At 70.2% G+C, this 26,841-nt stretch carries 21 protein-coding genes; 11 read left to right on the top strand and 10 right to left on the bottom strand.

Annotated elements, in window-relative coordinates:
- The first annotated feature begins 22 nt into the window (after positions 1-22).
- From LE181_RS00320 to LE181_RS00310, 3 genes are all read left to right on the top strand, one after another.
- A complete protein-coding gene (locus LE181_RS00320; protein ID WP_225658816.1) occupies positions 23-1,501 on the top strand; it encodes a tyrosine-type recombinase/integrase in 1,479 nt (492 codons plus the stop codon).
- Positions 1,502-2,154: 653 nt separating this feature from the next.
- Positions 2,155-3,309: a hypothetical protein gene (locus LE181_RS00315; protein ID WP_225658815.1), complete on the top strand. Its 1,155-nt coding sequence runs from the start codon at positions 2,155-2,157 to the stop codon at positions 3,307-3,309.
- The gene (locus LE181_RS00310) at positions 3,309-5,339 is read left to right on the top strand and encodes a site-specific integrase (RefSeq protein ID WP_225658814.1); all 2,031 of its coding nucleotides are present in this window, start codon (positions 3,309-3,311) and stop codon (positions 5,337-5,339) included. Before LE181_RS00315 ends, LE181_RS00310 begins: the two co-directional genes overlap by 1 nt.
- Before the next feature lie 642 nt (positions 5,340-5,981).
- Here LE181_RS00310 and LE181_RS00305 read toward each other — a convergent pair.
- A complete protein-coding gene (locus LE181_RS00305) occupies positions 5,982-6,851 on the bottom strand; it encodes an HNH endonuclease (protein WP_225658813.1) in 870 nt (289 codons plus the stop codon).
- A 675-nt stretch (positions 6,852-7,526) separates the two neighbouring features.
- Here LE181_RS00305 and LE181_RS00300 point away from each other — a divergent pair.
- Positions 7,527-7,736: a hypothetical protein gene (locus tag LE181_RS00300; protein ID WP_225658812.1), complete on the top strand. Its 210-nt coding sequence runs from the start codon at positions 7,527-7,529 to the stop codon at positions 7,734-7,736.
- Positions 7,737-8,048: 312 nt separating this feature from the next.
- On the opposite strand, the gene LE181_RS00295 is transcribed toward LE181_RS00300, so the two are convergent.
- The 3 genes from LE181_RS00295 to LE181_RS00285 form a co-directional block, all read right to left on the bottom strand.
- Complete coding sequence (locus LE181_RS00295; protein ID WP_225658811.1) at positions 8,049-8,759, bottom strand: exonuclease domain-containing protein; 711 nt, start codon at positions 8,757-8,759, stop codon at positions 8,049-8,051.
- Complete coding sequence (locus LE181_RS00290; protein WP_372458204.1) at positions 8,756-9,127, bottom strand: exonuclease domain-containing protein; 372 nt, start codon at positions 9,125-9,127, stop codon at positions 8,756-8,758. The genes LE181_RS00295 and LE181_RS00290 overlap by 4 nt, the downstream gene beginning before the upstream one ends.
- An 84-nt stretch (positions 9,128-9,211) precedes the next feature.
- Entirely contained in the window at positions 9,212-10,453 is a 1,242-nt protein-coding gene (locus LE181_RS00285; RefSeq protein WP_225658967.1) for a DUF5919 domain-containing protein, read from the bottom strand.
- A 272-nt stretch (positions 10,454-10,725) separates the two neighbouring features.
- On the opposite strand from LE181_RS00285, the gene glgX reads away from it, so the two are divergent.
- The gene (glgX, locus tag LE181_RS00280; protein WP_225658810.1) at positions 10,726-12,852 is read left to right on the top strand and encodes a glycogen debranching protein GlgX; all 2,127 of its coding nucleotides are present in this window, start codon (positions 10,726-10,728) and stop codon (positions 12,850-12,852) included.
- Between the two features lie 60 nt (positions 12,853-12,912).
- Positions 12,913-15,312, top strand: coding sequence for a malto-oligosyltrehalose synthase (gene treY, locus LE181_RS00275; RefSeq protein ID WP_225658809.1), 2,400 nt, complete (start codon positions 12,913-12,915; stop codon positions 15,310-15,312).
- A 31-nt stretch (positions 15,313-15,343) separates the two neighbouring features.
- Here treY and LE181_RS00270 read toward each other — a convergent pair whose 3' ends face one another.
- The 4 genes from LE181_RS00270 to zapE form a co-directional block, all read right to left on the bottom strand.
- Positions 15,344-17,128, bottom strand: a complete 1,785-nt coding sequence (locus LE181_RS00270; protein ID WP_225658808.1) for a S8 family peptidase — start codon at positions 17,126-17,128, stop codon at positions 15,344-15,346.
- A gap of 53 nt (positions 17,129-17,181) precedes the next feature.
- Positions 17,182-17,484, bottom strand: a complete 303-nt coding sequence (locus LE181_RS00265) for a hypothetical protein (protein WP_225658807.1) — start codon at positions 17,482-17,484, stop codon at positions 17,182-17,184.
- Positions 17,485-17,569: 85 nt separating this feature from the next.
- Positions 17,570-18,454 carry a polysaccharide deacetylase family protein gene (locus LE181_RS00260; RefSeq protein WP_225658806.1) on the bottom strand — a complete coding sequence of 295 codons (885 nt, stop codon included), beginning with the start codon at positions 18,452-18,454 and terminating at the stop codon, positions 17,570-17,572.
- Positions 18,455-18,670: 216 nt separating this feature from the next.
- Entirely contained in the window at positions 18,671-19,726 is a 1,056-nt protein-coding gene (gene zapE / locus LE181_RS00255) for a cell division protein ZapE (RefSeq protein WP_225658966.1), read from the bottom strand.
- A 144-nt stretch (positions 19,727-19,870) separates the two neighbouring features.
- Here zapE and LE181_RS00250 point away from each other — a divergent pair, with 144 nt between their 5' ends.
- Positions 19,871-20,644 (top strand): pyrimidine reductase family protein, encoded by a 774-nt coding sequence (locus LE181_RS00250; protein WP_225658805.1) that lies wholly within the window; start codon positions 19,871-19,873, stop codon positions 20,642-20,644.
- Positions 20,645-20,803: 159 nt separating this feature from the next.
- Complete coding sequence (locus tag LE181_RS00245; RefSeq protein ID WP_225658804.1) at positions 20,804-21,295, top strand: indole-3-glycerol phosphate synthase; 492 nt, start codon at positions 20,804-20,806, stop codon at positions 21,293-21,295.
- Here the strand turns inward: LE181_RS00245 and LE181_RS00240 are convergent.
- Positions 21,250-22,035, bottom strand: coding sequence for an ABC transporter ATP-binding protein (locus tag LE181_RS00240; RefSeq protein ID WP_225658803.1), 786 nt, complete (start codon positions 22,033-22,035; stop codon positions 21,250-21,252). The genes LE181_RS00245 and LE181_RS00240 overlap by 46 nt on opposite strands.
- Positions 22,032-23,096, bottom strand: coding sequence for an ABC transporter permease (locus LE181_RS00235; protein WP_225658802.1), 1,065 nt, complete (start codon positions 23,094-23,096; stop codon positions 22,032-22,034). The genes LE181_RS00240 and LE181_RS00235 overlap by 4 nt, the downstream gene beginning before the upstream one ends.
- Positions 23,097-23,271: 175 nt before the next feature.
- Here LE181_RS00235 and LE181_RS00230 point away from each other — a divergent pair, with 175 nt between their 5' ends.
- The 3 genes from LE181_RS00230 (at position 23,272) to murC (ending at position 26,837) form a co-directional block, all read left to right on the top strand.
- Complete coding sequence (locus LE181_RS00230; protein ID WP_225658801.1) at positions 23,272-24,678, top strand: sensor histidine kinase; 1,407 nt, start codon at positions 23,272-23,274, stop codon at positions 24,676-24,678.
- Complete coding sequence (locus tag LE181_RS00225; protein ID WP_225658800.1) at positions 24,675-25,346, top strand: response regulator; 672 nt, start codon at positions 24,675-24,677, stop codon at positions 25,344-25,346. Before LE181_RS00230 ends, LE181_RS00225 begins: the two co-directional genes overlap by 4 nt.
- A gap of 96 nt (positions 25,347-25,442) precedes the next feature.
- On the top strand, positions 25,443-26,837 hold the full coding sequence (gene murC / locus LE181_RS00220; protein WP_225658799.1) for a UDP-N-acetylmuramate--L-alanine ligase: 1,395 nt from the start codon (positions 25,443-25,445) through the stop codon (positions 26,835-26,837).
- Positions 26,838-26,841 lie beyond the last annotated feature (4 nt).

The following is a 26,841-nucleotide window of genomic DNA, read 5'->3' as shown; positions in this document are numbered from 1 at the left end:
ATTGACCAGGAGGTGCGATCAGATGGAGATCTTCTTCACCGACCCGGAAGCGCTGGAAGCGGCCGGGGTAAGTGACGCTCAAAGGACGCTTGAACGACATGGCTTGCACGCCGGCGCGCCGTTCATACTCAGCCACGACGGCAGCTACGACGTGCAGCTCAACCGCTTCCTGTGGTCCCTGCCGACCCTCGGGGTGAGGTCGGTTCACTCCTGGCGCGCGTACGCTCTCGATCTGCTGACCTGGGGGCGGTTCCTCCGCGAACATCGCGGCAAGACCGTGTGGCACGCGGACCGTGACGACGTCACGGCGTTCCACCGAGCCCGGCGTGTCTCTCCCGATCCGACGCAAGTCGTCTCGGCTTCAACCTGGAACCGGGCGGTCGCGGCCTTGGACAAGTTCTACACGTGGGCGGTGGACGAGGCTCTGATCGAACGGACACCGTTCAAGTACTACGAGAGTTCACGCCACTCGCGCTTCGGGCAGCAGGTACGCGTCCGCAACAACCGTGCCGTCGAGAAAGCCGCCAAGCGCAGCAACGTGAAGTTCCTCTCCGTAGACCGCTATGCGGCCTTCCGCGACATCGGCCTACGGGGTCAGCTCCGGACGGGCACCACCGATTCGACCTTCCGAGGCCGTAATGCGGAGCGAAATGCCGTCATGGCGGAACTGCTGGTCACCACTGGCTTGCGCATTGAGGAGGCCGCTTCGCTCTGCTGGCCGGAACTCCCGGACCTGGGCAGCCAGAGAGACGTGAAGAGCGTGCCGTTCGACCTGGCGCCGCCGACCGCCAAACGGGACAAGGGGCGCAGGATCCTCTTGCCCAACCGAGTCCTTCGCGCCGTGGCCGACTACGCGGAGATCGAGCGTTCCCTGATGCTCGACCGCTGGCACGCCCGCGGCTGTCCGCTGCCGGCCGGCGCGGTACTGGGGAGCCAGGCGGACCGACGAGGTGTACGGATACCCATGAAGGACGGACGACTCCGGAAACTCCCCTGGTCACGTGTGCCACCGGCAGTCCGGGCTCGGCTGTACCTCGTGGACGAGCAGGGCCATCCTCTCGGCCCTGCGTGCGTCTGGCTGGGCCAGGACGCTCGTCCTGTGACCCTGTCGGCTTGGGAGTCGGTCTTCGTGCGGGCCTCGGAGAGATGCCGTACGTACGGGATCGACGTCGCCGCCACACCTCACGTCCTCAGACATACCTTCGCCGTGCATCTGCTGTCTGCGCTGATTCAGGAACAGATCGGCTCGGTGGAGAAAGACGAGATGAGCAGCGGCGTGTACCGACGCGTCATCGGCGACCCACTGGATCACCTGCGCCGTCTGTTGGGACACTCCTCGATCACCACGACATACATCTACCTCGACTGCACCGACCAGGCCCAGGCTCTGATCGACGGCGCAGTGGATGCCTGGACATCCGAGGTCGTTGACACAGCGAATCATGTGTCACAGGAAATCCACGGCGACTCAGCTCAGACGCAGGTAGCGGCCCCATGGTAGGCCGGGGGCGGCGTAGGGCCCGATTGAGCGCGCCGGCGCTCCAACCCGTGGACCCAACTACAGCCGTGCTCGGACTGCTGAGAATCAATGTCACTTTCCCGGACAACCGGACAGCTGTCGTGGACTGGACCCGGGAGCCACAGCAGCGGGTATTGGGGGCGCTGGGAGCCGAGTTGGCGGCTTCGTGCGCCGTGGGACAGGGAACAGGTTCACCACATACGCTCCGCAATCGCTCACGCTCTTGCCTGCTCTGGGCGCGCTGGCTCGACTCCACTGAAGCTGTGGAGCTGCGTGTAAGCAATCTCCTTCCGCGTCACCTCGACGGATTCGAGAGCCACCTTCGAGAGAGTCATCCGGAGTCCTCCCGGACGCCCTACGCCCGAATCGCTGACCTCGTGTGGATCTTGCGCCGACTCGGCGAGAAGGAACACGGACTGTCCCCGTCCATGCTCCGGCGACTCTCCTACACATCTGCTGGTCCGGTCGGGTCGTACTACCCTCGCGACGCCTACTCGCCTCAAATCGTCAACCAATTACGCGCTGCCGCGCGAGCCGACGTCGACGATGCAGTCCGACGACTGACGCTGCGAGGGCCCGCCCTTCTGGCCCAGGGACAGGATCCGCGAACAGCAGGCTGGGACTCGGATGCCAACGTGCTGTGGGAAATCCGCAACCGTAACGGGCAGTTCACCAGGAAGATGCTGGCGCAGGTGGTCGGTGATCGACTGGCGAACGCGCACACTCCCGGCAGTCTTGCGCCTCTGCTGTACCCGACCAGCCGAGACGTATTCGCCCTGCTCTTGTTGTTCTGTCTGGAGAGCGGGATGGAGCTGGAGGCAGCCAGAGAGCTGACTTCCGACTGCCTAAAGAATCCGAATCGCGGCTACGTACAGATCGAGTACCTCAAGCGCCGGCGACACGGGCAGGAGTGGAACGCGATCCGGGTGCGGGACGGCTCTCCCAACTCACCGGGCGGGCTGATTCGGTTGGCACTACGCCTTACGTCGTCAGTCAGAGAAGCAACCGGCGCTCCCGCACTGTGGCAATTTCGGACAAAGGACGGCCCTCTGTCCGCAGAACTCAGTGCTGGCGCAGCGAGTCAAATGGCCCGGAGCTTTGTCTCACTGCATCAGCTGACTGATGAAGGACGCCCCATCGACCTCCGCCTGTCCCGGCTCCGCAAGACGTACAAGGCAGCCGTGTACCAGACGACCGGCGGGAAGATGTCGGCGTTCGTCCAGGGCCATTCCCCTGACATCGCCGCCGCACACTACGCAGATATTCCCTCACTACGCGACCTCCACGAGCAAGCCGTGGCAGATGGCCTGCAAGACGCACTCGATGACGCCCAGTCCCCCACGATCCTGACGCCGGAAGAGGAAGAGCGCCTAAGTCAACAACCTGAGGGCGGAGTTGACATATTGGGAATTCCTGCTGCACAGGTATCACCGCTCCTGTCCGGTGAATCCGACCTGTGGTTGTCAGCCTGCCGCAGATTCTTCGACTCGCCTTTCGGCATCAAGGGAAAGCCTTGTCCTGTCTCCTTCTTTGCCTGCCTAGGGTGCAGTAATGCCGTGATCACCAGACGGAAACTCCCCGCCATCCTGGCCTTCCTCAACCACATCGAGTCTGAACGCGTCAAGACACCTTCAGCAGAGTGGGCAGCACGCTTCGGCAAGGCTCACCAGCAGATTCTGCAATTGATCATCCCAAAGTTCAGTCAGGGCGACGTCTTGGACGCCAGGGCAATTGCCGAGTCGTCCGAGCCTCTGCTCTTCCTACCTCACAACCTGTTGGGAGGCCACTGATGCCCGCGCAGCCGCAACCACTTGGTCACGCCGCCAGCCGCCCTGCCGACACGACGCCTGTTCTGTCCGGACGTCCCTTGGCCTCACCATCCCTCATGCCACGTTTCGGAGACCGCGTCTGGAATCTCGCGGTCGCCGGGCACGCGGGGAACCGATACGCCAGCGAGTTCTTCATCGACTTCAAGTCACTCAGCGATGCCACACGGCGCGAGGCGGCGCGCGAGTTCCTCTTCTGGAGACTCAACACCCGCCCGGTTCGTGGTCGCCCTCCTTCCATTTCGACAGTGGCGGCGGAGTGGTGGAATCTACGGTGCTTTCTCCGATTCCTCGACGCCGAACACGGCCGGATTCGCCTGGACGCTGTTACGCAGCCAGTGCTCGATTCCTACCTGATTCACTGCCGCGGCGAAGAATTGATGCAGAGCAGTCTGCGCCATCGACTTCAGGTCATCCCACGCCTGCACCTTGCAGCAGAGGCCATGCCGACCGACTCATTGGAGATCAATCCGTGGAACGGCCGCCCTCTCACACGCATCATCGGCGGCCCTACAGCCAGCAAGCACGAGAACCAAACTCCCCGTATCCCGCCTCAGGTCATCGCTCCACTGGTACAGGCCGCCCTGTTCTATATCCGTACCGCCGCACCAGACATCATCAAAGCGCGCGCCGAGCTGATGGAACTGCAGGCCTCCGTCAGTGACATCCACGGACTATCCCTCACCCGGCTGGACCAATACCTCCACAGTCTTGCAGCCAGTGGGCGAGGCGTCCCAGTACTGGACGGCGCCGGCCTCCAACCGCACCTGGCTGGTTCACCCGCCTACACGTACATCATGCAGAAGTCCGGAGCAGGGCGAGGTTACGCTAGCGGATCCTACGCCGACCGCATCGCCAGGGCGCTTGGACGGCTCGGGCCCGAGCCCGGAGGCATGGATGCACCTATCGCTCCGCATCCACAGACTGGGCGTCCCTGGCGGGACAGGTTCAGTCCTCCCGCAGTCCCTCACGAGGAACGGCGCCTACGAGCCGCCTGCTACGTCCTCATCGCCTACCTGTCCGGCATGCGCGACTCCGAAGTCAAGGAACTCCGGGACGGCTGCCACTTCACCGAGCGGAGCACAGACGATGTCGTCCTCCGGCACAAGGTGCGGTCCCAGCTCATCAAGGGTGGACGGGGAGCACCCGAGAGCTGGGTCATCATCGAGCCCGTCGCGCAAGCCATCGAAGTCCTGGAATGCCTGCCCCACCGTGATCTACTGTTCTGCCGACCGGTAACAGGCCGTCCGCACTCAACGGTCTCCGCCAACCGCATGAATGACAATCTCAACGAGTTTCTGGCTCACTGCGCAGAAATCGGCTATCCAGTACCTGATGTCGACGGCGAGCCGTGGAATCTCACAACTCGCCAGTTCCGCAGGACCGTAGCCTGGCACATCGCGCACCGTCCGTTCGGAACTGTGGCCGGGATGATTCAGTACAAGCATCTCTCCGTGGCCATGTTCGAGGGGTACGCGGGTACTTCCTCCTCCGGCTTCCGCGCTGAGGTGGCTGCCGAGGAGGCGCTGGCCCGCTTGGCCGACATTGTGGAGCGCTACGAGGATTTCAAAGCAGGCGTACGCTCGACCTCCCCAGGTGGGTTACGGACCGACAACGAGTTCACACGCGTACAGCAAGAGCTCCAGGACTTCCCTGGCAAGGTGGTCGATGAGCGGCGCCTACACGCCATGCTGAAAGCTTCTGCGCGCACCCTGCACATCGGGACACTCAACGACTGCTACTACCAGACCGAGACCGCCCTGTGCCGTGCGCCGAGCGGTGAGGACCGGCCTCTTCTCAACAGTTGCCGTCCCGATCGCTGCGCGAACTCGACCATCACACCCCGGCATCGCAGTGGGTGGGAAGCGGCACGCGAAGACACCGAGCATGCACTGGCCTTCGTGGGACTATCTGATCTGCAGCGAACAGCCCTGCGAGGGCACCTCGGGGACATCACCAAAGTGATCAAGAGTATTGACTATGCCAACGACTGACCCAACCAAGACAGCCCTCCGAGCTGCCTCCGAGCGCCTACTCCGCGGAGAGCCCACCCATAGCGACGGTTCCCTGACCATCACCTCTCTCGCCGCCGAAGCCGGCGTCAGCAGGGCAACCGTCTACCGGCACCCTCATGTTCTGACGGAGTTCCGAAACCTCGTAGCCGCTCGAGAGGATTCAGCCGCACCCACAGCCTCCCTCCGGCAGGAAATCCAGTCTCTGAAGGCAGCAGATCACCGACGCCGTCAAGAGCATGCACGCGAAGTACGGGAGCTACGCTCCTCGATCAACGTCCTCGCACAGCAGGTTCAGCTCCTCACACTGGAGAACCGGAGGCTCACCCGAGAAGGCGAAGAGCACAGGAGCGTTGTCCGAATCGATCGTCACTGATCTGGTTGCAAGCAGGCGCGGCGCCAGCCTTCAGCCTCCATATGGCTGGCCCAATCTCGAAACTTCTGCAGGCCACGAAGAGCCTGCAGAATTTCGACATCTGTCTCTACGACGGAATAATACCGGTTCGCAATACGCCTGTTGAAGCGATCCGTAGTTCAACTGCAAGGAGAATTAAGACTGGGAGTCACCCTTGGCGCGATATCTACTGATGACATAACATCTACGCAGGGTGTTCAACCACATGGCTAGTTGCCATCAAGGAAACGACTATGCCGCTCCCAGGCAACCCTGCGAAACGTCTCACGGAGGTTCTCTCCCGTGGTGCCGAGCGTCTTCACCGTGTGACAATTAGGGCATAGAGCAATCATAGACTCAGGCAGATCTGCACCACCTTTGGCGTGGTCATCGACATGGTCGACTTCCAGCAGATATCCTCCCACATGCGTACGATCCTCTGTGTAACGGGGGTTGAGGCAGTACGGATTCTCGCATTCGCCACCGCTGCGCTCAAGAACCGCCTGCTTGGCTGCAGCGGACCGAGACAGTCGAATCCCGGAAACCGATCGAGGCTTGTGGCTACGACCTTCTTCAACTGCCCGCCGAGCGCGGTCGTTCAACTCCTTGTAGCGCGATGGTGCAGCCATACGACGCAGTACGTCCACTATGGCACGGCAGCGATCCAGTGCTTCTGCTTTCGGCGCGGGGTCCGGTGGGAGGACATAGTGTCCGGCATCCTGGTCCCAATCACCGCGGAACTCCGCGTAGCGCAACTGCGCACATTCCCATGTGGACCGTTCGAGGGTCCTGATGATGTTGAGATGATCGAGACCGATCCATCCGTCAGGGAATCCGCCCCCGATTGCAGCCTGCTCAAAGCTCCCAAACAGCGCTGCGTAGACGTGACTTCGCCCGTAGGCGACCACACGTCGACCCTTGAGCAGTCCTTCGATCTCGGGGCGGATCTGCTCAAACACAGGGGCTTCTGAGAGCTGGTCCCGCGCGATCCGGAGGGCAGCAAGATCTCGCTCCGGCAGCTCACTCCACTCGGGATTGATGACCTGGTGCCACAACTTCTCGCCAGCCGCATCAGTAATCGCAACCTCGCACACGGTCATGCTCGTGTAAGGATCGTCAGTCTCCCGAGGCGGTATCCCAATCGTGCCAGCTGTCAGGAGAATTGTTTTAGGGTCAGACAGCACTTCTGCCGCCCAATTTTCCGCTGACCTGCGGTCAGCTGTGATCTGGTCCGCACTCTGTGGCGCAGCCTGTGCCACAGCCTGCCGGCTAAGAAAGAGAGGGCTGGAACGGTGGACAGTCCAGCTTTCAAACCTGGCTTGCCGACTGCCATCCGCTATCCGGACACGGGCCGGCTCACCGAGTAGGTAACCGTCTGGCCGCAGAAGGTTGACAGGGCGTCTCCCCTCAGCCACAAGTTGCTGCAAGGTGCGCAAGTTATACGGTGGCGCAGGCCACAGATTTGGGAGCCGGTCTCGTTCTTCGTGCCAGTTCACCGAGAGGGGACTCGCATACAGAGGGGCACCAAAGCTGACTGGAACACCGCCGCACACCACATGATGAGTCACATTTGGTACGTGACTCTTGAGGTAAGACGCACTGTCTGCGTTCCCCTGAGCAACTGCTACAGGCTCCTTCGACGAGGATGGTTCGATTGCACTTGGCTGCCGCGACCGTCGCACACTCTTCATGAGAGCAGCAACTGCCTCTGCAGCATCCCGTTCAGCCCTTCGGCTGACCTCCTCGGGCACCGCTCGGTCGTTGTACACGACGAGGTGACCACCAGTGAGTTGAGTTCTCGGCCACCAGCCGAGGCGGCGACCCGCCTCTCGGGCAGCTCGCCGGACATCCTTGAGTTCGCCCAGCTCCTCAAGTTCGTGACTGTGGATGATCAGCTGCCCGTAATAGCCCCGGTATTCCGGGTTCATCTCGGCGGCCATCCTGACCTCCAGGCGGTTGACCAGATCTTCGTATATCCCCTGTGACCGCTCGTCCCTCACAGACATATGGACTAGCTCCCTATCTCTGGTGCCTTCTGCGACAAGCACATAACTGACTGCAGAAGGCCCTGCACCTCTCGGGTGCCAGGGCCTTGAGCTCCTACTTCGCTGTTCCCCGCCCCGGGACAGAACCGGGCTGTCAGCAGCCGCTAGGAGTTCAACAGGGGGCACCCGGACGCCTGACCTTCAAGGTCTGGTGGACTTCAGCGAACACCGGGGTTGCCAATGAAACTACCTGGCAAGCGACTTCTCGCCCTGCATGACAGTCCACCGCTGCTTGCGGTAGCTGTCTCCCTGTCATCGGTATGGAATAACTGGCCAAGCCGACTCGACTATCGCCTCGGGATTCGAAGTACGCCGAAGGTAGCTCTGCAATGACGCCGCTTGTTCCGCTGCCGCGCGGACCTGGAGTTCATGGAGATCCGCCAGCGCAACGGACCCTATGGATGAGTGCCAGGCGCCCATCCGCCGCGCGGCACGAGCTGCGGCCACAGCATCCGCGACGGCATTGTGAGCGTCGTCGAGAGTGACCCCATAGTGCTCGCAGAGGGCCTGAAGAGTCCTTCGTCCCTTCCTGTACGGGTCAGCATGCTTGTCCAGAACCAAGGGGTCGATGACCCGCACGGGCCTCTCCCTCAACCGCTCGCCCAACAGCTCGATGCCGTACCGCTGGCACTCGCGGTCCAGCAACGACAGGTCATAGCGTGCATTCATCACGACAAGCGGAGTTCCCGAACACAGCTCCAGAGCGAGGGCCTCCGTGATCTCTTTGATGGCAGGGCCAGCTTGCGTTCCATGAGCGCGGGCCTGGTTCGTGGAGATACCGTGGATCGCCTCAGCCTGAGGCGGAATAGCCACTCCTGGGTCCAGGAGCCACGTCCGCTCCTTCGAGACCTGGCCATCCGAGTCGATCGCTACCACTGCGGCGGTGACAACACGGTCAGACTCGATGTCGGTCCCTGTGGTCTCCAGGTCGAAGGCCACCATCGGCCCGGTGATCCAGCTCATCGCAGCGCTCCGCCCATTCGCACCCCATGAGACAAGTGAGACGCGGCTGGCGTGCGTGGATAAAAGGCCGCGTTGTAGGCCACCACCGGCACGCCCACGGACCAGTGGCCGGCCAGCACCGCGGCTATCTCCTCCACGACCTCGGCCGCGGGCCGCCCCCGGGCGGCGGCCCGTTCGCTGGTGATGCCGTGAATGGCCGCCGCCTCGGCCGGGATCGGGATACCGGGGTCCGCCAGCCAGTGCCGGCTGGCGACCACCTCCGCGCCCTTGCTCTCCACGATCGCGGCCGTGACGATCCTGGACTCGGCCGGGTCGGTGCCCGTCGTCTCCAGGTCGAAGCCGATCAGCAGCTCCTCGTGCCAGCCCATGGCGGTTCCCCCTTCGGTGGTGCTTCCCCCGTCTGGTTCCCCAGCGTCGCACAGCCCACTGACAACGCCTCGGCTGCGCACCCGTCAGGAGACGGACCGGGAGTCGGCCCAGACCCCCTCGAACTCCTCGCGGTAGGTCTCGAAGAGACCGCCGGTGTCGTCCGCGGGGCGGCCCTCGCGCAGGACGTCCCGGCTGCCGCCCCGCAGCACCAGCACCGGTGACTCCATGCCGCGCGCCTTGCGCAGGTAGGACTGGACGACGGCCAGCCCGTCCGGGCCGTCGCCGTTGACGAGGTAGGCGGTGAAGCGCGGCGTCTCGTCGAAGACGCGGATCTCGAAGGCGGCGGTGTCGCGCAGCCGGTCGCGCACCCGCCGCATGTGCATGATGTTCATCTCCACGGACCGGCTCATCTCGCCCTTCTTGATCCCCAGTTCCCGCTCGCGGCGGCGCACCGCGCTGCTGGCCGGGTTGAGGAAGAGCAGCCGGGCGCGGCAGCCGGACTCCGCCAGCCGCACCAGGCGGCGGCCGGAGTAGTTCTGCACGAGCAGGTTCAGCCCTATGCCGACCGCGTCGAGGCGGCGGGCGCTGCCGAAGAGGTCCTCCACGGGCAGCTGGCGCTGCAGGCGGACCCGGTCGGGGTGGACGCCGACGACGTCGGCGTAGCGGTCGCCGACCAGGTCCTCGACGGCGTCGACGGGCAGCCGGTCGGCGGAGGGGGTGCCTCCGCCGCCGAGGATCTCCAGCAGGCGGGCGGAGGCCCGCTCGGCCTGGGCGAGGACGGCCCGGGAGAGGGCGCGGTTGCGGGAGACGACGTTGCGGGCCACCTCCAGCTCGTCCAGTGCCAGTTCGAGCTCGCGCCGGTCGTCGAGGTAGGGCTCGAAGCACGGCCAGTGCTGGACGAGCAGTTCGCGCAGCTGCGGCAGGGTGAGGAAGCTGAGGACGTTGTCGTCGGCGGGGTCGAGCAGGTAGCCCTTGCGGCGGCTGACCTCGCGGACGGCCACGGCGCGCTGCACCCACTCCTGGCCGGCGGGGCCGGCGGCGGCCACGACCCACTCCTCCTCGCCGTGCACGGGCTCGTAGACGGGCCGCAGCACGGCGGCCACGACGACCCGCAGCCGCTGTTCGACGAGGTTCAGCCAGATGTACGCCCGCCCGGCCCGGCGGGCGCGGGTGCGCACCTCGCTCCAGGCACCGGCGTCCCAGTCCAGTTCCGCCCCGATCTCCCTCGGGCGGGTCAGGGACACCACGCCCGGTGGTGTGTCGGTCGAGCCGTCTCCCTCGGGGATTCCGTCCCCGGGGGGCAGCTCCAGCCCGCCCGAGCTCACCACTGCACCGCCTTCCGCCCCCGTCCAACGATCAAGGCAGACTACTGTGCGGGCGGGAGGCGGTGCACGCGCCTCCGCAGCCCCTTCCGGACAACTCGCGGCGTTCACGTGGCCGTTGTCCGACGGCCCGGGCGGCGGGAGTGAGCTGATTCATAGCCGGAAGAGTGGTGATCACCCGCTTGGCGGAGCCCGGGCGGCCCGGTGGCGGCTTCCCGCTGGGGTTTTGGGGAAGATCTGCGGAAAGGGCCGCCCGGGGTGGAACACTGGCGGTCATGCAGGTCTGGCCGGGTCAGGCGTATCCCCTCGGCGCCACGTACGACGGCGCCGGGACCAATTTCGCGGTCTTCTCCGAGGCCGCCGAGCGGATCGAGTTGTGCCTGTTGCACGACGACGGTTCGGAGACGGCGGTGGAGCTGCGCGAGAGCGACGCGTTCGTGCGCCACGCCTACCTCCCCGGCATCATGCCGGGCCAGCGGTACGGCTTCCGGGCGCACGGCCCGTACGAGCCGGCCCGGGGGCAGCGCTGCAACTCGGCCAAATTGCTGCTCGACCCCTACGCGAAGGCGGTGAGCGGGGCGGTCGACTGGGGGGAGGCCGTCTACGGCTACCGCTTCGGGCGGCCGGAGAAGCGCAATGACATGGACTCCGCCCCGCACATGATGACTTCGGTGGTGGTCAATCCGTACTTCGACTGGGGCGACGACCGGCCGCCGCGCACGGACTACCACCGCACGGTCATCTACGAGGCCCACGTCAAGGGCCTGACGATGCTGCACCCGGCGCTGCCGGAGGAGGTGCGCGGCACGTACGCCGCGCTCGCGCACCCGGCGGTCATCGAGCACCTCACGGAGCTGGGGGTCACCGCGATCGAGCTGATGCCGGTGCATCAGTTCGTCAACGACCACCGGCTGGTGGACGCGGGGCTGGCCAACTACTGGGGGTACAACACCATCGGCTTCTTCGCCCCGCACAACGCCTACGCCTCGTGGGGCGACCGGGGGCAGCAGGTGCTGGAGTTCAAGTCGGCGGTGCGGGCACTGCACGCGGCGGGCATCGAGGTGATCCTCGATGTGGTGTACAACCACACGGCCGAGGGCAATCACCTGGGGCCCACGCTCTCCTTCCGGGGGCTGGACAACGCCTCGTACTACCGGCTGACGGACGATCCGCGCTACTACATGGACACCACCGGCACCGGCAATTCCCTGTTGATGCGTAGCCCGCACGTGCTGCAGCTCATCATGGACTCGCTGCGCTACTGGGTGGGCGAGATGCGGGTGGACGGCTTCCGCTTCGATCTGGCGGCGACGCTGGCCCGGCAGTTCCACGAGGTGGACCGGCTGTCGTCCTTCTTCGACCTGGTGCAGCAGGATCCGGTGGTCAGCCAGGTGAAGCTGATCGCCGAGCCGTGGGACGTGGGCGAGGGCGGCTACCAGGTCGGCAATTTCCCTCCGCTGTGGACCGAGTGGAACGGGAAATTCCGCGATACGGTGCGGGACCTCTGGCGCGGCGAACCGGCCACCCTGGCCGAGTTCGGCTCGCGCCTGACCGGCTCGTCCGACCTCTACCAGGGCGACGGCAGGCGCCCGCTGGCGTCCGTCAACTTCGTCACCTGTCACGACGGCTTCACCCTGCACGACCTGGTCGCGTACAACGACAAGCACAACGAGGCCAACGGCGAGAACAACCAGGACGGCGAGGGCCACAACCGCTCGTGGAACTGCGGGGCCGAGGGCGAGAGCGACGACCCGGACGTGCTGGAGCTGCGCGAGCGGCAGATGCGCAACTTCATGGCCACCCTGCTGGTGTCGCAGGGCGTGCCGATGCTCAGCCACGGCGACGAATTCGCCCGCACCCAGCACGGCAACAACAACGCCTACTGCCAGGACAGCGAGCTGTCCTGGGTGCACTGGCCGTGCCCGGGCGAGGAGTCCTCGGAGCGGGCGCAGCGGATGCTGCGCTTCACCCGCTCGCTGGTCTGGCTCCGCCGCGACCACCCCGTCTTCCGGCGCCGCCGCTTCTTCCACGGCCGCCCGGTGCAGGGCACCCACGACGACCTGTCCGACATCGCCTGGTTCACCCCGGAAGGGGAGGAGATGCAGCAGAGCGACTGGCAGGCGGCCCACGCCCGTTCGCTGACCGTCTTCCTCAACGGCGGGGCCATCTCCGAGCCGGGGCCGCGCGGCGAGCCGATCGTCGACGACTCCTTCCTGCTGATGTTCAACGCCCACGACCGGCCGCTCGACTTCGTCGTGCCCATGAACCACGGCAGGCAGTGGCAGGTGATCGTCGACACCGCCCGCCCCGAGGGCGCCGCTCCCGGCGGCCCGAAGGTGGCGGCCGGGGAGCGGATGACGCTCGCCGACCGCAGCCTGACGGTCCTCCAGCGGCCCGCATAGCGCGGCCGGGACGGAGCGGGGTGCGGCATCCGGGCGCGTTGTGTGGGTACGCATGTTCCCGTGAAGCGCGACATCTGCTCCCCGCCGACCGCCACCTACCGGCTCCAGCTCCAGCCCGCCTTCCCCTTCGCGGCGGCCGAGCGGGCCGTGCCGCACCTCGCCTCCCTCGGCGTCTCCCACCTGCACCTCTCCCCCGTGCTGGAGGCCGTGCCCGGCTCCACCCACGGCTACGACGTCGTCGACCACACGGCCGTGCGCGCCGAGCTGGGCGGCGAGGAGGGCCTGCGGGCGCTCTCCCGCACCGCCCGCGCCCACGGCCTGGGCCTCGTCCTCGACATCGTGCCCAACCACATGGCCGTGCCCGCGCCCGAGCACCTCAACGGGCCGCTGTGGCAGGTGCTGCGCGACGGCCCGGCCTCCCCCTGTGCCCGCTGGTTCGACATCGACTGGTCCGAGCACGGCGGCAAGGTCCTGCTGCCGGTGCTCGCCGGCCGGCTCGGCACCGAGCTGTCGCGCTTCCGCACGGGCGACGGCCCCGGCGGCGGAACCGTGCTGCACTACGGCGACCACGTCCTGCCCGTCCGTCCGGGCACCGAACGGCTGCCGCTGCCCGAGCTGCTGGACGCCCAGTGGTACCGCCCCGCCTGGTGGCGGCTCGCCCGCACCGAGCTGAACTACCGGCGCTTCTTCACCATCGCCGAGCTCATCGCCGTGCGCGTCGAGGACCCCGAGGTCTTCGCCGCCACCCACGGCAAGGTGCTGCAGCTGCTGCACGAGGACGTCGTCGACGGGCTGCGCGTCGACCACCCCGACGGCCTCGCGGACCCGCCCGGCTACCTGCGCCGGCTGCACGAGGCCACCGGCGGCCGCTGGACGGTCGTCGAGAAGATCCTCAGCGGGGACGAGCGGCTGCCCGCCGGCTGGCCCGTCGCCGGCACCACCGGCTACGACGCCCTGCGCGACCTCGACGGCCTCTTCACCGACCCCGACGGGGCCGCCGCGCTCACCGCCGCCTACCGCGCCTTCACCGGTGCACCGGCCGACCGGGGCGGCGACTGGCCCGCGACCCTGCGCCGAGCCGCCTACCGGGTGGTCACCCACGAACTGGCCACGGAGGTCGGGCGGCTGGTACGCACCGCCGCCCGGCTGTGCGAGGCCGCCCACCCGCTGCGCGACCACGCCCCCTGGGCCCTGCGCACCGCCCTGTGCGAGATCCTCGTCCGGCTGCCGGTCTACCGCCCCTACGCCGCGCCCGGCCGCCCCGTCGCCCCCTCGGACGCGGCGCTGCTGGACGAGGCCGCCCAGGGCGCCCGCACCGCCTTCGCCGTCCCCGAGGAGGCCGAAGCCGTCGAGCTCGTCCGGGACGCGGCCCTCGGGCGGCTCGGGGACGGCCCGGACCATCGGGACTTCTGCGCCCGCTTCGCCCAGACCGCATCCGCGCTGCGCGCCAAGTCGGTGGAGGACACCGCCTTCTACCGCTACGCGCCGCTGCTCTCGGCCACCGAGGTCGGCGCCGTCCCGGACCGGCCGGCGCTGTCCCCGGCCGACTTCCACGCCCGCTGCGCCCGCCGGCAGCGCCGCTGGCCCGCCGGCGGCACCGTGCTCTCCACCCATGACACCAAGCGCAGCGCCGACGCCCGGGCGCGGATCGCGGCGCTGAGCGAGTACCCCGGGCGGTGGGCGGAGCTGATGGACCGGCTGTGGGCCGAGGTCCCCGGACCCGATCCGCACGTGGCGTGGGTGGCCTGGCAGAACGCCGTCGGGCTCGGCGCCCCGGACGCCGGGCGGCTCGTACCCGCCGTCCTCAAGGCCGCGCGGGAGGCGGCGCTGCTCACGACATGGACGGAGCCGGATGCGGCGTACGAGGCGGCGGTGGAGGCGTTCATCACCACCGGCCCCTGCGCGGCGGTGGGCTCGGAGGCGCTGGCCGCGTTCGCGGAGGAGACGGGGGAGGCGATACGGGCCAACACGCTCGGGGCGACGCTGCTGCATTTGACGATGCCGGGGGTGCCGGATGTGTACATGGGTACGGAGAGGGTCTACCGGGCACTCGTCGACCCGGACAACCGCCGGGTCCTCCCGGGGGCCAGGGAGGCGACGTACGACGGCCTCTCCTGCGAGAAGCTGCGGCTGACGCGGGCGGCGCTGTGGCTGCGGCGCGAGCATCCGGAGTGGTTCGGGGAGGGGGCTTCGTACGTACCGCTGTACGCGGCCGGGGCGCGCGCCGGGCACGTCGTGGCTTTCGCCCGCGGCGGCGAGGTGGTCGCCGTGGCGACCCGGCTGGCGGGGCGGCTGGCGCAAGCGGACGGCTGGCGCGGAACGGTGCTGGAGCTGCCCGGTGACCACGTGTGGCGGGACCTGCTGGGGGACGGGGAGTGGCAGGGGCGGGTGGCCCTGGCCGAGCTGCTGCGCGAGGGGCCCGTGGCGCTGCTGGTGCGGGAGGCGGTGGGCCGTCCATGAGGCGGCATACCCCATGGACGACCGCGTGACGCTATGCGGCCGTGACCGCGGCCGCGCCGTCCGCCTTGCCCGCTCCCCAGTCGTTGCCGGCCATTCCGCCGGTGAACGTGTCCAGTCGTGCGGTGCCCGTCAGGTGGCCAGCCAGCTGGGCCTGGGTCAGTGTGGGCCGCTTCTGCAGCATGAGTGCGCACATCCCGGTCAGGTGCGGCGCGGCCATGCTCGTACCGGACATGGGCTGGTACTGGGTCGTCCCCGCGGCCCCCACGAGTGCCGAAGTGATGGCCTGGCCGGGCGCGGCGAGCGTCGGCGCGGCACGGCCGTCGCGGGTCGGGCCCCGGCTGGAGAAGGTGGAGAGGCTGCCCACCCCCGCGCCCTTGGTGATGTAGGACGCCGCAGTGATGACCTTCTTGCTGGTGCCCGGTACGGAGATGGTGACCGCGTCGTCGCGGTGCGGGCCGATGAACTGGGGAACGGCCTGGCCCCTCTCCACCCAGCCGTGCCAGCGGCCCTCCTCGCCCACGGTCCGGGCGGTGAGCGTCAGGCTCCAGGTCCCGGGCCGGATCGCGGTCTGGCTGCCCCGGGTCAGCTGCACGGAGATCTGGTTGTCACCGTTCTGGGGGCTGTGGACGATCGAGTCGACGAATGCCTTATTGCCTCCGGGGAGATCCAAATCGGTGGTGGTGCCAGGTGCGACGTCCGCGCTCGCCGTGCCACCGGGGGGAGTGATACGCAGGTCGAAGCGGTCAGCGCTGGAGTACCAGATGTCCAGCGTGTCGGGCGTGCTGTCGTTTGGGGGCACCACGAACTGCACGACATCGCTGCCTCCTTCCGCCACCTTGCCCGTCGCGTGGACGCCGGCGTTCGCCGCGTTGCCCGCAGACTTCACCAGCGCGCGTCCGGGGGCGTTGAGCAGATTGTCGATTCCGCGTTCGAGCGGGCTGGAACCGTCGTGCGGGCCCAGGTTGTCGCCCTGGCTGATGTTGATGACCGCGGGCCGCCCGAGAGTCGCGGCGACCCGGAAGACATAGTCGACTGCCGCGAGCGTGCTCAGAGAATCACCCATGGCCGCGGTTGTCACCTGGTTGGCCACGACGACCAGCTCGGCCTCGGGTGCGACGCCCACGAAGGTGAACGCGGGCTCGCCGTTACCGGCCGACGATCCGTCACCGGCGGCAATGCCCGCCACATGGGTGCCGTGGCCCACTTCGTCGTCCATGTGCCGCACGACGCTCAGCGGGTTCGGGGAGAGCAGCGCGGAGTCGACCTCGGAACGCTGGTACTCGACGCCGAAACCGAACGACGCCGGTGAGGACTCGCCGACTTGCGGAGTGAGGTTCTGGTCCCAGATACGAAGAATGCGGGTTTTCCCGGTCGGGTCCCGGAAGCAGCCATGCCGCCAGTCGACGCCGCTGTCGATCACCCCCACGATCACTCCGGCCCCACGGAACGGCGGCGGTCCGGCGTGCACCGTGTCGACTCTGGCCTCCGGCAGGGAGGCGTCCAGCTCGGGCAGGGTGGGGCGGGACGCCTCGACGTAGTCGACGGCCTCCAGGTTGTCGAGCTCCGCGAGCCGGTCGAGTTCTATCTCGCCGCCGACGACGTCCCCGGCCCGGGTGAGCACCGTCAATCCGGCGTCATGGAACTTGCCCAGGTCGTCGTTACCGTGCCCGTCGGCGAGCCGCAAGAGGACGCGCACACGCGGTACCTCCACGCCTTCGACCGTGAGCGCGAAACGGCCGGTGGACTCCAGGCCCACCAGCTCCGCCGGGCCTTCCTCGGCCCGGGACGTCAGGAATTTCAACCGTGAGTCGAGCATGAGCGGTCTTCTCTCTGGCGGGACCGCCGGCCTTCACGGTGGAGGACGAGCGGTCACTTGTCCTGTGTCCGGATGCCCGTCTCGGGGTGGAGTGGCTCGGACAGTTCGACGTAGTCGACACAGTCCAGCTCGGTGAGGCGTCCGAGATCGCCGGGTGCGAGATTCGCGCCCACCACGTCGCCCGCGACCACAAGCACCCGCGCGCCAGCATCGGCGATCTGCTGGCGCTGCTCTTCGCTGGGCTCCTCCTTCATCCGGATGAGCACCCTGAGAGGAGCCGGGCCGGCCGCCTCGCCGACGGCATCGGCGGTCAGCAGTGCACGCCGTGCGGCGGAACCCAGCTTGTCAGCGCGCATGTTCCCCACCTGACTCCGTGAGCGGCGACCGCGTTCGCCGCTTCGCCATACTTCCACCGTAGGCAGGGTGAGGACCTCCCGCCATTCAGCCACCGGACCCGCGCGCGGCCGCGCCGACCAGGTCGGAGACGCGGACGAACGCGTAGCCCTTGGCCCGCAGCTCCGGGACGATCCGCCGGACCGCCTCCTCCGTCGTCGGCGCCGCGCTGCGCGTGCAGTGCATCACGACGACCGAACCGGGCTTGACCTGCGAGATCACCTGCGCCGCGACGGGGGCCGCCTGCTGGGCGAACGCGTCGCCGCTGACGACGTCCCACTGCACGGCCGTCACCTTCGCCGGGCCGATCTCCCGCAGCACCGCGTCGTCGTGGCAGCCGCCGGGGAAGCGGAAGTAGGGCACGATCCGCTCGGCCCCGGCGCGCCGGAAGGCCGTGAACGCGCGCTCCACCTCGGCCCTGGCCTCGCCGCGCGGGACGGCCGGCAGCTTGTAGCAGGGCGTGGCGAAGGCGTGGTGGCTGTAGGAGTGGTTGGCGAGTTCGAAGAGGGGGTCCGTGCCGATGGATCTGGCCTGGTCCGGGTACTGCTCAGCCCATCTTCCGGTCATGAAGACGGTGGCGGGGACCTTCAGCCGGCGCAGGGTCTCGATCAGCGCGGGGTTGTCGAAGTGCTCGCCCCGTGCGGCGCGGGGGCCCTGATCGGACGTCATGTCGGCGTCGAAGGTGAGGGCGACCTTCTTGCCGCCGTCGCGCCGGCCGTGCGAGAAGAGGGGGGCGGCGCCGCCGGGGCCGGGCGGCAGGGTGGGGGCGGAGGTTACGGAGATTGCGGAGGGGGTGGCGGCGGCCGGGGCGGATGCCTTGGGGCTCACCGGGGCGGTGCGGTTGGGCTCGGCCGTTCCATTGCCGCCGCAGGCGGTCAGGGTGCAGCAGAGGAGGGCCGCCACGGCGAGCGCGGCGCGCGGGGGTCGGGGCATGGGCCGATTCTTCCCCCGGCCCCGCCCCTTCCCGAAACCGGGGCTCCGCCCCGGCCCCGGTCCTCGGTCTCCCCCGGCTACCGCTGGGAGGTGCCCCCGGACGCGCTGGATGTCAGCCCGTCCGGCGCTTGAGGACACCGCGCGAAGCGCGGTCGGGGGCCCGGGGGCCTGCCCCCGGTTCCGGGAAGGGGCGGGGTGGGGTGGGGGAATCGCCCCCTACGCCTCGGTCAGGGACTTCGCGTCGCGCGCCAGCGCGGTGAGGCGGGAGATGGCCCGGAAGTACTTCTTGCGGTAGCCGCCGTTCAGCATGTCCTCGCTGAACAGCTCGTCGAACGGGCGTCCCGACGCCAGCACCGGCACCTCGCGGTCGTAGAGCCGGTCGGCGAGCACCACCAGGCGCAGGGCCGTCGACTGGTCCGGCACCGGCTCGACGCCGGTCAGGCAGACCGCGCGGATCCCGTCGCACATGGCGCCGTAGCGGCTGGGGTGGACCTTCGAGAGGTGGTCGAGGAGGTCGGGGAAGGCGTCGTAGGAGGCGCCGTCCGTGGCGTGGGCCACGCGCTTGACGGTGTCGTCGTCGTGGGGGGCGGGCGCCTGCGGCAGGCCGCGGTGGCGGTAGTCCTCGCCGTCGATGCGCAGCGGGCGGAAGTGCGCGGACAGGCCCTGGATCTCGCGCAGGAAGTCGGCGGCGGCGAAGCGGCCCTCGCCGAGCTTGCCGGGCAGGGTGTTGGACGTGGCGGCGAGGGCGACGCCCGCGTCGACGAGCTTGCCCAGGAGCGTGGAGACGAGCACGGTGTCGCCCGGGTCGTCGAGTTCGAACTCGTCGATGCACAGGAGCCTGTGGCCGCTGAGGGTCTGCACGGTCTGCTGGAAGCCGAGGGCGCCGACGAGGTTGGTCAGCTCCACGAACGTGCCGAACGCCTTCTGCTCGGGCGCCGCGGCGGTGGCGTGCCAGAGGGAGGCCAGCAGGTGGGTCTTGCCGACGCCGTAGCCGCCGTCGAGGTACACACCGCGGGGGCCGGCGGGGGCCGCGGGCTTCGCCTCGCGGCGGAACCAGCGCTTGCGACCGCCGCTCTCCGCGGCGCCGCCGAGCCCCGCGGCGAAGCCGCTGAGGACGGTGACGGCCTCGGCCTGGCTGGGCTGGTTCGGGTCGGGTATGTAGTTGTCGAACCGCACCGAGCCGAACCGCGGCGGCGGCACCATCTCGGCGACCAGACGGTCGGCCGGGACGTGCGGGGCGCGGGAGGTCAGCGCGACGGGCTGCCCGGCCAGGTCACGACCGGCTGCGGGACGGTCGGCGGCGGGGCCTGCTGCGCTTGCGGGGGATGCGGTGGAGGACGACACAGCTGTCCAGCGTAGCCCCGGGAAGGGGAGGAGAAGGCCGCGCGCGGGGCGACCCGTGTCACACTGCGGCCTATGCGACGCCTGTTCCCCTCCCCGCTGGGCCCCTCCGACCTCGACGACCGCGAATGGGGGCTGGACGAGCTCGCCGACCTCTACGCCTACCCCGCCGACGTGCCCGCCGGCGGCGCGTGGCTGCGGGCCAACATGGTCTCCTCGCTGGACGGCGCCGCCCACCACGAGGGACGCTCGCAGCCGCTGTCGTCCGCCGCCGACATGCGGATCTTCGGCACCCTGCGGGGGCTCGCCGACGCGGTGGTGGTGGGCGCCGAGACCGTGCGGCAGGAGGGGTACCGGCCCGCGCGGGCGCGCGAGGCGTTCGCGGCGCGGCGGGCGGCGCTGGGCCAGGGGCCCGCGCCCGTCATAGCGGTGGTGAGCGCCGGCCTCGACCTGGACTTCTCCCTCCCCCTCTTCGTCTCGCCGCTCGTACCCACCGTCGTGCTGACGGGTGCGGACGCGCCGGCGGAGCGGGTGGCCGCGGCCCGGGCCGCGGGCGCCGAGGTGATCGTGGCGGGCGAGGGGCCGGGCGTGGAGCCCGCGCGGGTGCCGCAGGTGCTGGCCGAGCGCGGGCTCACCCGCCTGCTCACCGAGGGCGGGCCCCGGCTGCTGGGACAGTTCGCCTCGGCCCGGGTGCTGGACGAGATGTGCCTGTCGCTGGCTCCGGTGGTGGCCACGGGCACGGCGCCGCGCATCATGGCGGGCCCGCCGCTGGCGGTGCCGGAACGCTTCGCCCTCGGCTCCGTGCTGGAGGACGGCGGGTTCCTCTTCACCCGCTACCGAAGGATCTGACAATCGGCGGAATTTGCCGTTCCGGTTTGCTTCCGGTGGGCAGAATTGAGTCAGACGCTCCCCCGCGGGCACAGGATCAAAACAGGCGGGCTCACGGGGAGCACGCGCAGGATGGTTTCTGTTGGGCCCGGCTGGGCCACGTAGGAGAAGGGCCCTCACGTGTTCACGAGCGTATTGATGATCGAGCAGCCGCTGTCCGCCGCGGACGTCGATTTCGTCACGACCCTGCACGACGACGACCTGTCCTTCGTGGTCCTCATGCGGCCCCGCGGCGACGAGGACCGGCTGCTGCGCGCCATCGACGACGTGGCCCTCGGTGAGCTGGAGCAGGCCGTCCACGAGGCCGACGAGCCCGAGGGCGAGGCGGCCCTGCGGCCCGCCGCCCTCGCGCTGGAGCACTCCCTGCAGAGCCTGCGCTCGGCGGGCTGCGAGGCCGTCGGCCAGATCATCGACAAGCACCCGCTGGACCTGCTGCGCTCCGTCGTCGAGCAGACCCGCGCCGACGAGGTGATCGTGCTGACCGCCCCGCACCTGGTCGAGGAGTTCTTCCACCGCGACTGGGCCTCGCGCGCCCGCCACAAGGTCGGCGTGCCCGTCCTGAAGCTCTACGCCCACAACGACGTGGAGGAGACGCCGGACGAGGAGGAGTGAGCCGGGCCGGCGCCCAGCCGGCCGTCGCGCATCTCCAGCACCCGGTCCGCCCGGCCGAGCAGCGTCCGGTCGTGCGTGACCAGCACCGTCGCCGTCCGGTGCCGCCGGGTGACCTCTGCCAGCAGCTCCACGACCCGCTCGCCGCGCTCGTGGTCCAGGGCCGACGTCGGCTCGTCCACCAGGAGCACCGACGGGCCGCCGGACAGCGCCCGGGCGATGTTCACGCGCTGCCGCTCGCCGCCCGAGAGCCGGTGGGGGCGGCGGCCCCGCTGCGCGGCGTCCAGCCCGACCGACTCCAGCAGCCCGGCGGCGTCCGCCCGCGCGGCCCGCGCCCACGGCCCGAACGGCGTGCGGAAGCGCCCCCGCCGGCCGCCCCGCAGGTGCGCCACCGCCATCAGCTGTTCCTCGGCCGTCAGCGACGGCAGCAGGTTCGGCTGCTGGAAGACGATGCCAATCCGATCGCGGCGCAGCGCCGTGCGTTCCTTCACGGTCGTTCCCGAGGTGTCCCGTCCGGCCACGACCACGCGCCCCGCGTCCGGGCTCAGCAGCGTCGCGGCCACCGCCAGCAGGGTCGACTTGCCGGACCCGGACGGGCCGACGACGGCCACGAGCTCGCCCGCGGCCACGGACAGGGACACCCCGTCCAGGGCGGTGAGCCGCCGGCCGCCGTCCGGATAGGTGAGGGTGACGTCCTCCAGCGACAGTGCGGGCGGGGTGGCCGGGGAGGGTGCGGTGGTCATCGGGAGGCTCCCAGTGCGGTCAGCGGGTCGACGGAGGTGATGCGGCGTACGGCGAGGGCGGAGCCGGCCAGTCCCAGCAGCACCATCGCCCCCACCGGTGCGGCCACCGCGGCCGCGCTCAGTTCGAAGGGCACCGCCGTCGCGGCGGGCACCCCGGCCAGCACGCCGGCCGCGGCGCCCGCGGCGGTCCCGGCGGCCAGCACGAGGGCGGCCTGCCCGAGGGCGTCGCGCAGCAGGTAGGCGCTGCTCGCCCCCACCGCCCTGAGCACCGCCGCGTCGGGGCGCCGCTGCACCGTCCACACGACGAAGAAGGCCCCGACCACCAGGGCGCCCACCACGACCAGGAAGCCCTGGACGAGCCGGAGGGTGCCGTGCTCCGCGGCGTAGCCGTCGATGCCGTCCAGCGCCGCGCCGAGGCCCACGGCCCTCGTCGTGCGCGCGGCGGCGCCCGGCGGGCTGCCGCCGCCGGTCACGGCGAGCACGGTCGGCTGCGGCTGGCGGGTCACCTCGCGCCAGGTGGCGAGCGTCGTCCACACGGCGGGGGCGTGGGCGTGGCTGCGGTCGGCGGTGATGCCGGAGACGGTGAGCTCGCGGTTGCCCAGGGTGATCCGGTCGCCGGGGCGCAGCCCGTTCTCGCGGGCCGTGCGCTGTCCGACGGCGGCCTGGCCGTCCCCGGGCACGCTGCCCGTCCGGGGCACGGGCAGCAGTTCCGCGGAGGCGCCGAGGACACTCACGGGGAGGGCGTGGTCGCCGGCCGCGAGGCGCGTCATCGCCACGCCCAGCGGCCGGGCGGACCGCACCCCCGGTGCCCGGCGCCACGCGTCGGCCTGCCGCTCGTCGACGGCGCTCTGGGAGAAGGACACCCTCGGCTCGCCCCCGGCCGCGGCCCCGAAGACGATCCGGTCCGCCGGCAGCCCGGCGACGGCCGACGTCGCCTCCCGGGCCAGGCCGGCGGTCAGGCCGTGGAGGAAGACCACCAGCAGGGTGAGGAGCGCGACGACGGTGCCCATGAGGGCGAACCGCCCCCGGGCGAAGCGGATGTCACGGAGCGCGACGAACACGGGGAACCCTTCCGGGGCTCGGGCAACGACCCCTCCACGGTCTCCCGCGCGGGCCCGCCCGCCATCGGGGCGAGGAACGGTTGCGGGCTCGTCCCTGCGGTGCACCCGGAAATCCATCGAACGGTTGATGGCCACGGCGGCGAGGGGCGCGCCCGGGGGCCCGTAGGCTCGACGGATGAGCCGACCGTCCCCCGCCGCCACCCCGGCGGGCGCCCCTGCGCACGGTCCGCTGCGGCCGGGAGCCTCGCTCGCCGACGTGCGGGCCGGCTTCGACGTGCCCTCGCTGCGGCTGGTGCGGCTCGCGCTGCACGGCGCGTTCTTCGCCCTGCTGCTCGTCGCCCTCGGCCCCGCGCTCCTCGGCGACGGCTCCCCGGCCGTGCTGCCGCCCGCCTGCGCGCTCGCCGTCGTCTACGGGGCCGGGCTCGTCCGGCGCGGCCGGCGGCCCGGCGTCTCCCTGGCCGCCGTGACCGCGCTCTGGCTCCTCCTGCTGGCGCTGGACCACGGCTTCAGCTACCTCGCCTTCCCGCTGTTCTTCCACTTCCTGCGCGCCCTGCCCGTGCGCTGGGCGCACGCCGCCGTCGCCGCCGCCACCGCGGCGGTCGTGGCCGCGCAGGCGGCCGCACCCGGCGGGCTCACCGTCGCCAAGGTGATCGGGCCGGCGGCCGGGGCCGCGGCGGCGCTCCTGACCGGGTACGGCTACGCCGCGCTGTCCCAGGAGAGCCGCCGACGCCAGCGGCTCATCGACGACCTGGTGCGCACCCGGGACGAGCTCGCCGCCGCCCAGCGCGAGGCGGGCCGCCTCGCGGAGCGGCAGCGGCTGGCCCGGGAGATCCACGACACCCTCGCCCAGGGCCTGTCCAGCATCGTGCTGCTGGCCCGGGCCGCCGAGACCGCCGCGCCGGCGACGGTGCCGGAGCGGGTGCGCGAGATCGGCCGCACCGCTTCGGACAACCTGGCCGAGGCGCGGCGGTTCGTCCACGCCCTCGTCCCGCCCGCCCTGGCGGAGGCGCCGCTGCCGGAGGCACTACGCCGGGTCACCGCCCGGACACTTCCGGGGGCCGTCTTCCGGCTCGACGGCGAGCCCTGCCCGTTGCCCGTGGAATGCGAGGTCGCCCTGCTGCGCCTGACCCAGGAGGCCCTCGCCAACGTCGCCCGGCACGCACGGGCCGAGCACACCGCCGTGACCCTGGCCTACCTCGACGGTCAGGTCACGCTGGACGTGTACGACGACGGCGTCGGCTTCATCCCGGGCGAGGGCCCCGCCGACGGGCGCCGCACGTTCGGCCTGCACGGCATGCGCGAACGCATCGCCGAACTCGGCGGCACCCTCACGGTCGAGTCCGCACCCGGCGAGGGCACGGCCGTCGCCGTGGCGGTCCCGCTGGGGGCCGAGGGTCCGGGAGGGGCCGGGGGCGCAGGCCGAGGCGCAGTCCCGGCGCAGGCCGACGACCGGGGACAGGCCGCGGGCCCGGCGCGAGCCGGTGTGCGCGGTGGCGGCCGGGTCGCCCCGGCGTCCGGCCCCGGCGTCCGGCGAGCGAGCCCGGCGGTCCCTGCGGCCGGGGGCCCGGGGACGGCCGCATGAGCACGAGGCCCGGCGGGAGCCCGCCCGCGGACGGCGTCATCCGTGTCCTGCTGGTCGACGACCATCCCGTCGTCCGGCGCGGGCTGCGCGCCATGGTCGACGAGCTGCCCGACGTGGAGGCGGCCGGCGAGGCCGCCGACGGCGGCGAGGCGCTGCGGCTGCTCGACGCCGGGGTCCGGCCGGACGTCGTCCTCATGGACCTGCAGATGGGCGACGGCATGCACGGCGTCGAAGCGACCCGGCGCATCACCGCCCGGCCCGGGGCACCGGCCGTGCTCATCCTCACCACCTACAGCACCGACGCCGACATCCTGGCCGCCGTCGAGGCCGGCGCCACCGGCTACCTCCTCAAGGACGCCCCGCCCGAGGAGGTCGCAGCCGCCGTCCACGCCGCCGCGCGCGGCGAGACGGTCCTGGCCCCGCCGGTGGCCGCCCGCCTCCTGGGCCGGGTGCGCTCCGGCGGGCGGCCCGCCCTGTCGCCCCGCGAGACCGAGATCCTGGGACTGGTGGCCGAGGGCCTGGCCAACCGGCAGATCTCCCGGCGCCTCTTCATCAGCGAGGCCACGGTCAAGACCCACCTCGTGCACATCTACGGCAAACTCGGCGTGGACAGCCGCACGGCGGCCGTCGCGGCGGGCCTCGCGGCGGGGCTGATCCGGGCGGTGTGACGGGCCGGCCGACGCGGGTGCAAGAATCGGCCTGACTATTTTCTAGTCCCCTAGAAAATGCCACAGCACCGATCGCTACCCCAGGGAGCACCGCACATGGCACCGGCCGTCCCCACGACGATGGACCGACCGCACTTCATCGGCATCGGCGGCGCCGGCATGTCGGGCATCGCGAAGATCCTCGCCCAGCGCGGCGCGGCCGTCGCGGGCAGCGACGCCAAGGAGTCCGCGACCGCGGGCGCCCTGCGCGAGCTCGGCGCCACCGTCCACATCGGGCACGCGGCCGGCCACCTCGCCGAGGACGCCAGCTGCGTCGTCGTCTCCAGCGCCATCCGCGCCGACAACCCCGAGCTGGCCGCCGCCGCCGAGCGCGGCATCCCCGTCGTCCACCGCTCGGACGCGCTGGCCCGCCTGATGGACGGCCTGCGCCCGATCGCGGTCGCCGGCACGCACGGCAAGACGACCACGACGTCCATGCTCGCGGTCTCCCTCGACGCCCTCGGCCTCGACCCGTCGTACGCCATCGGCGGCGACCTCGACGGCCCGGGCTCCAACGCCCGGCACGGCGGCGGCGAGATCTTCGTGGCCGAGGCGGACGAGAGCGACCGCAGCTTCCACAAGTACGCGCCCGAGGTCGCGATCATCCTCAACGTGGAGCTGGACCACCACGCCAACTACGCGTCGATGGACGAGATCTACGAGTCCTTCGAGACCTTCGTCGGCCGCATCCGCCCGGGCGGCACGCTCGTCGTCTCCGCCGACCAGGCCGGCGCCCGCGAGCTCACCGCGCGCGTCTCGGGACGCCACGACATCGAGATCGTCACCTACGGCGAGGCCGAGGACGCCGACGTGCGCGTCCTCAAGGTCACCCCGCGCGGCCTGGCCAGCGAGGTCACCGTCCTGCTGAACGGCAAGATGCTCACCTTCGCCGTCTCGGTGCCCGGCCGCCACTACGCGCTCAACGCCGTCGCCGCGCTCGCCGCGGGCGTCGCCCTCGGCATCCCGGCGCACAACCTCGCCTCCGCCCTCGGCAAGTACACCGGCGTCAAGCGCCGCCTGCAGCTCAAGGGCGAGGCGAACGGCGTGCAGGTCATCGACTCCTACGCGCACCACCCCACCGAGATGACCGCCGACCTGGAGGCCATCCGCGGCGCCGCCGCCGGCTCCCGCGTCCTCGTCGTCTTCCAGCCGCACCTCTTCAGCCGCACCCAGGAGCTGGGCACCGAGATGGGCCAGTCCCTGGCCCTGGCCGACGCCTCCGTGGTCCTGGACATCTACCCGGCCCGTGAGGACCCGATCCCCGGCATCACCAGTGCCCTGATCATCGACGCGGCCGGCAAGGCCGGCGCGGACGTGCGCGCCGAGCACGACATGGCGGCCGTCCCGGAGGTCGTCGCGGGAATGGCCCGCCCCGGCGATCTCGTTCTGACCATGGGGGCGGGCGACGTGACGGACCTCGGTCCGAAGATCCTGGCCCGCCTGGAGAACTGACACC

Source organism: Streptomyces sichuanensis, assembly GCF_020328095.1.
In the GTDB taxonomy this organism is placed as follows: Bacteria; Actinomycetota; Actinomycetes; order Streptomycetales; family Streptomycetaceae; genus Streptomyces; species Streptomyces cinnamoneus.
This window is presented reverse-complemented; position numbering and strand designations above follow the sequence as displayed.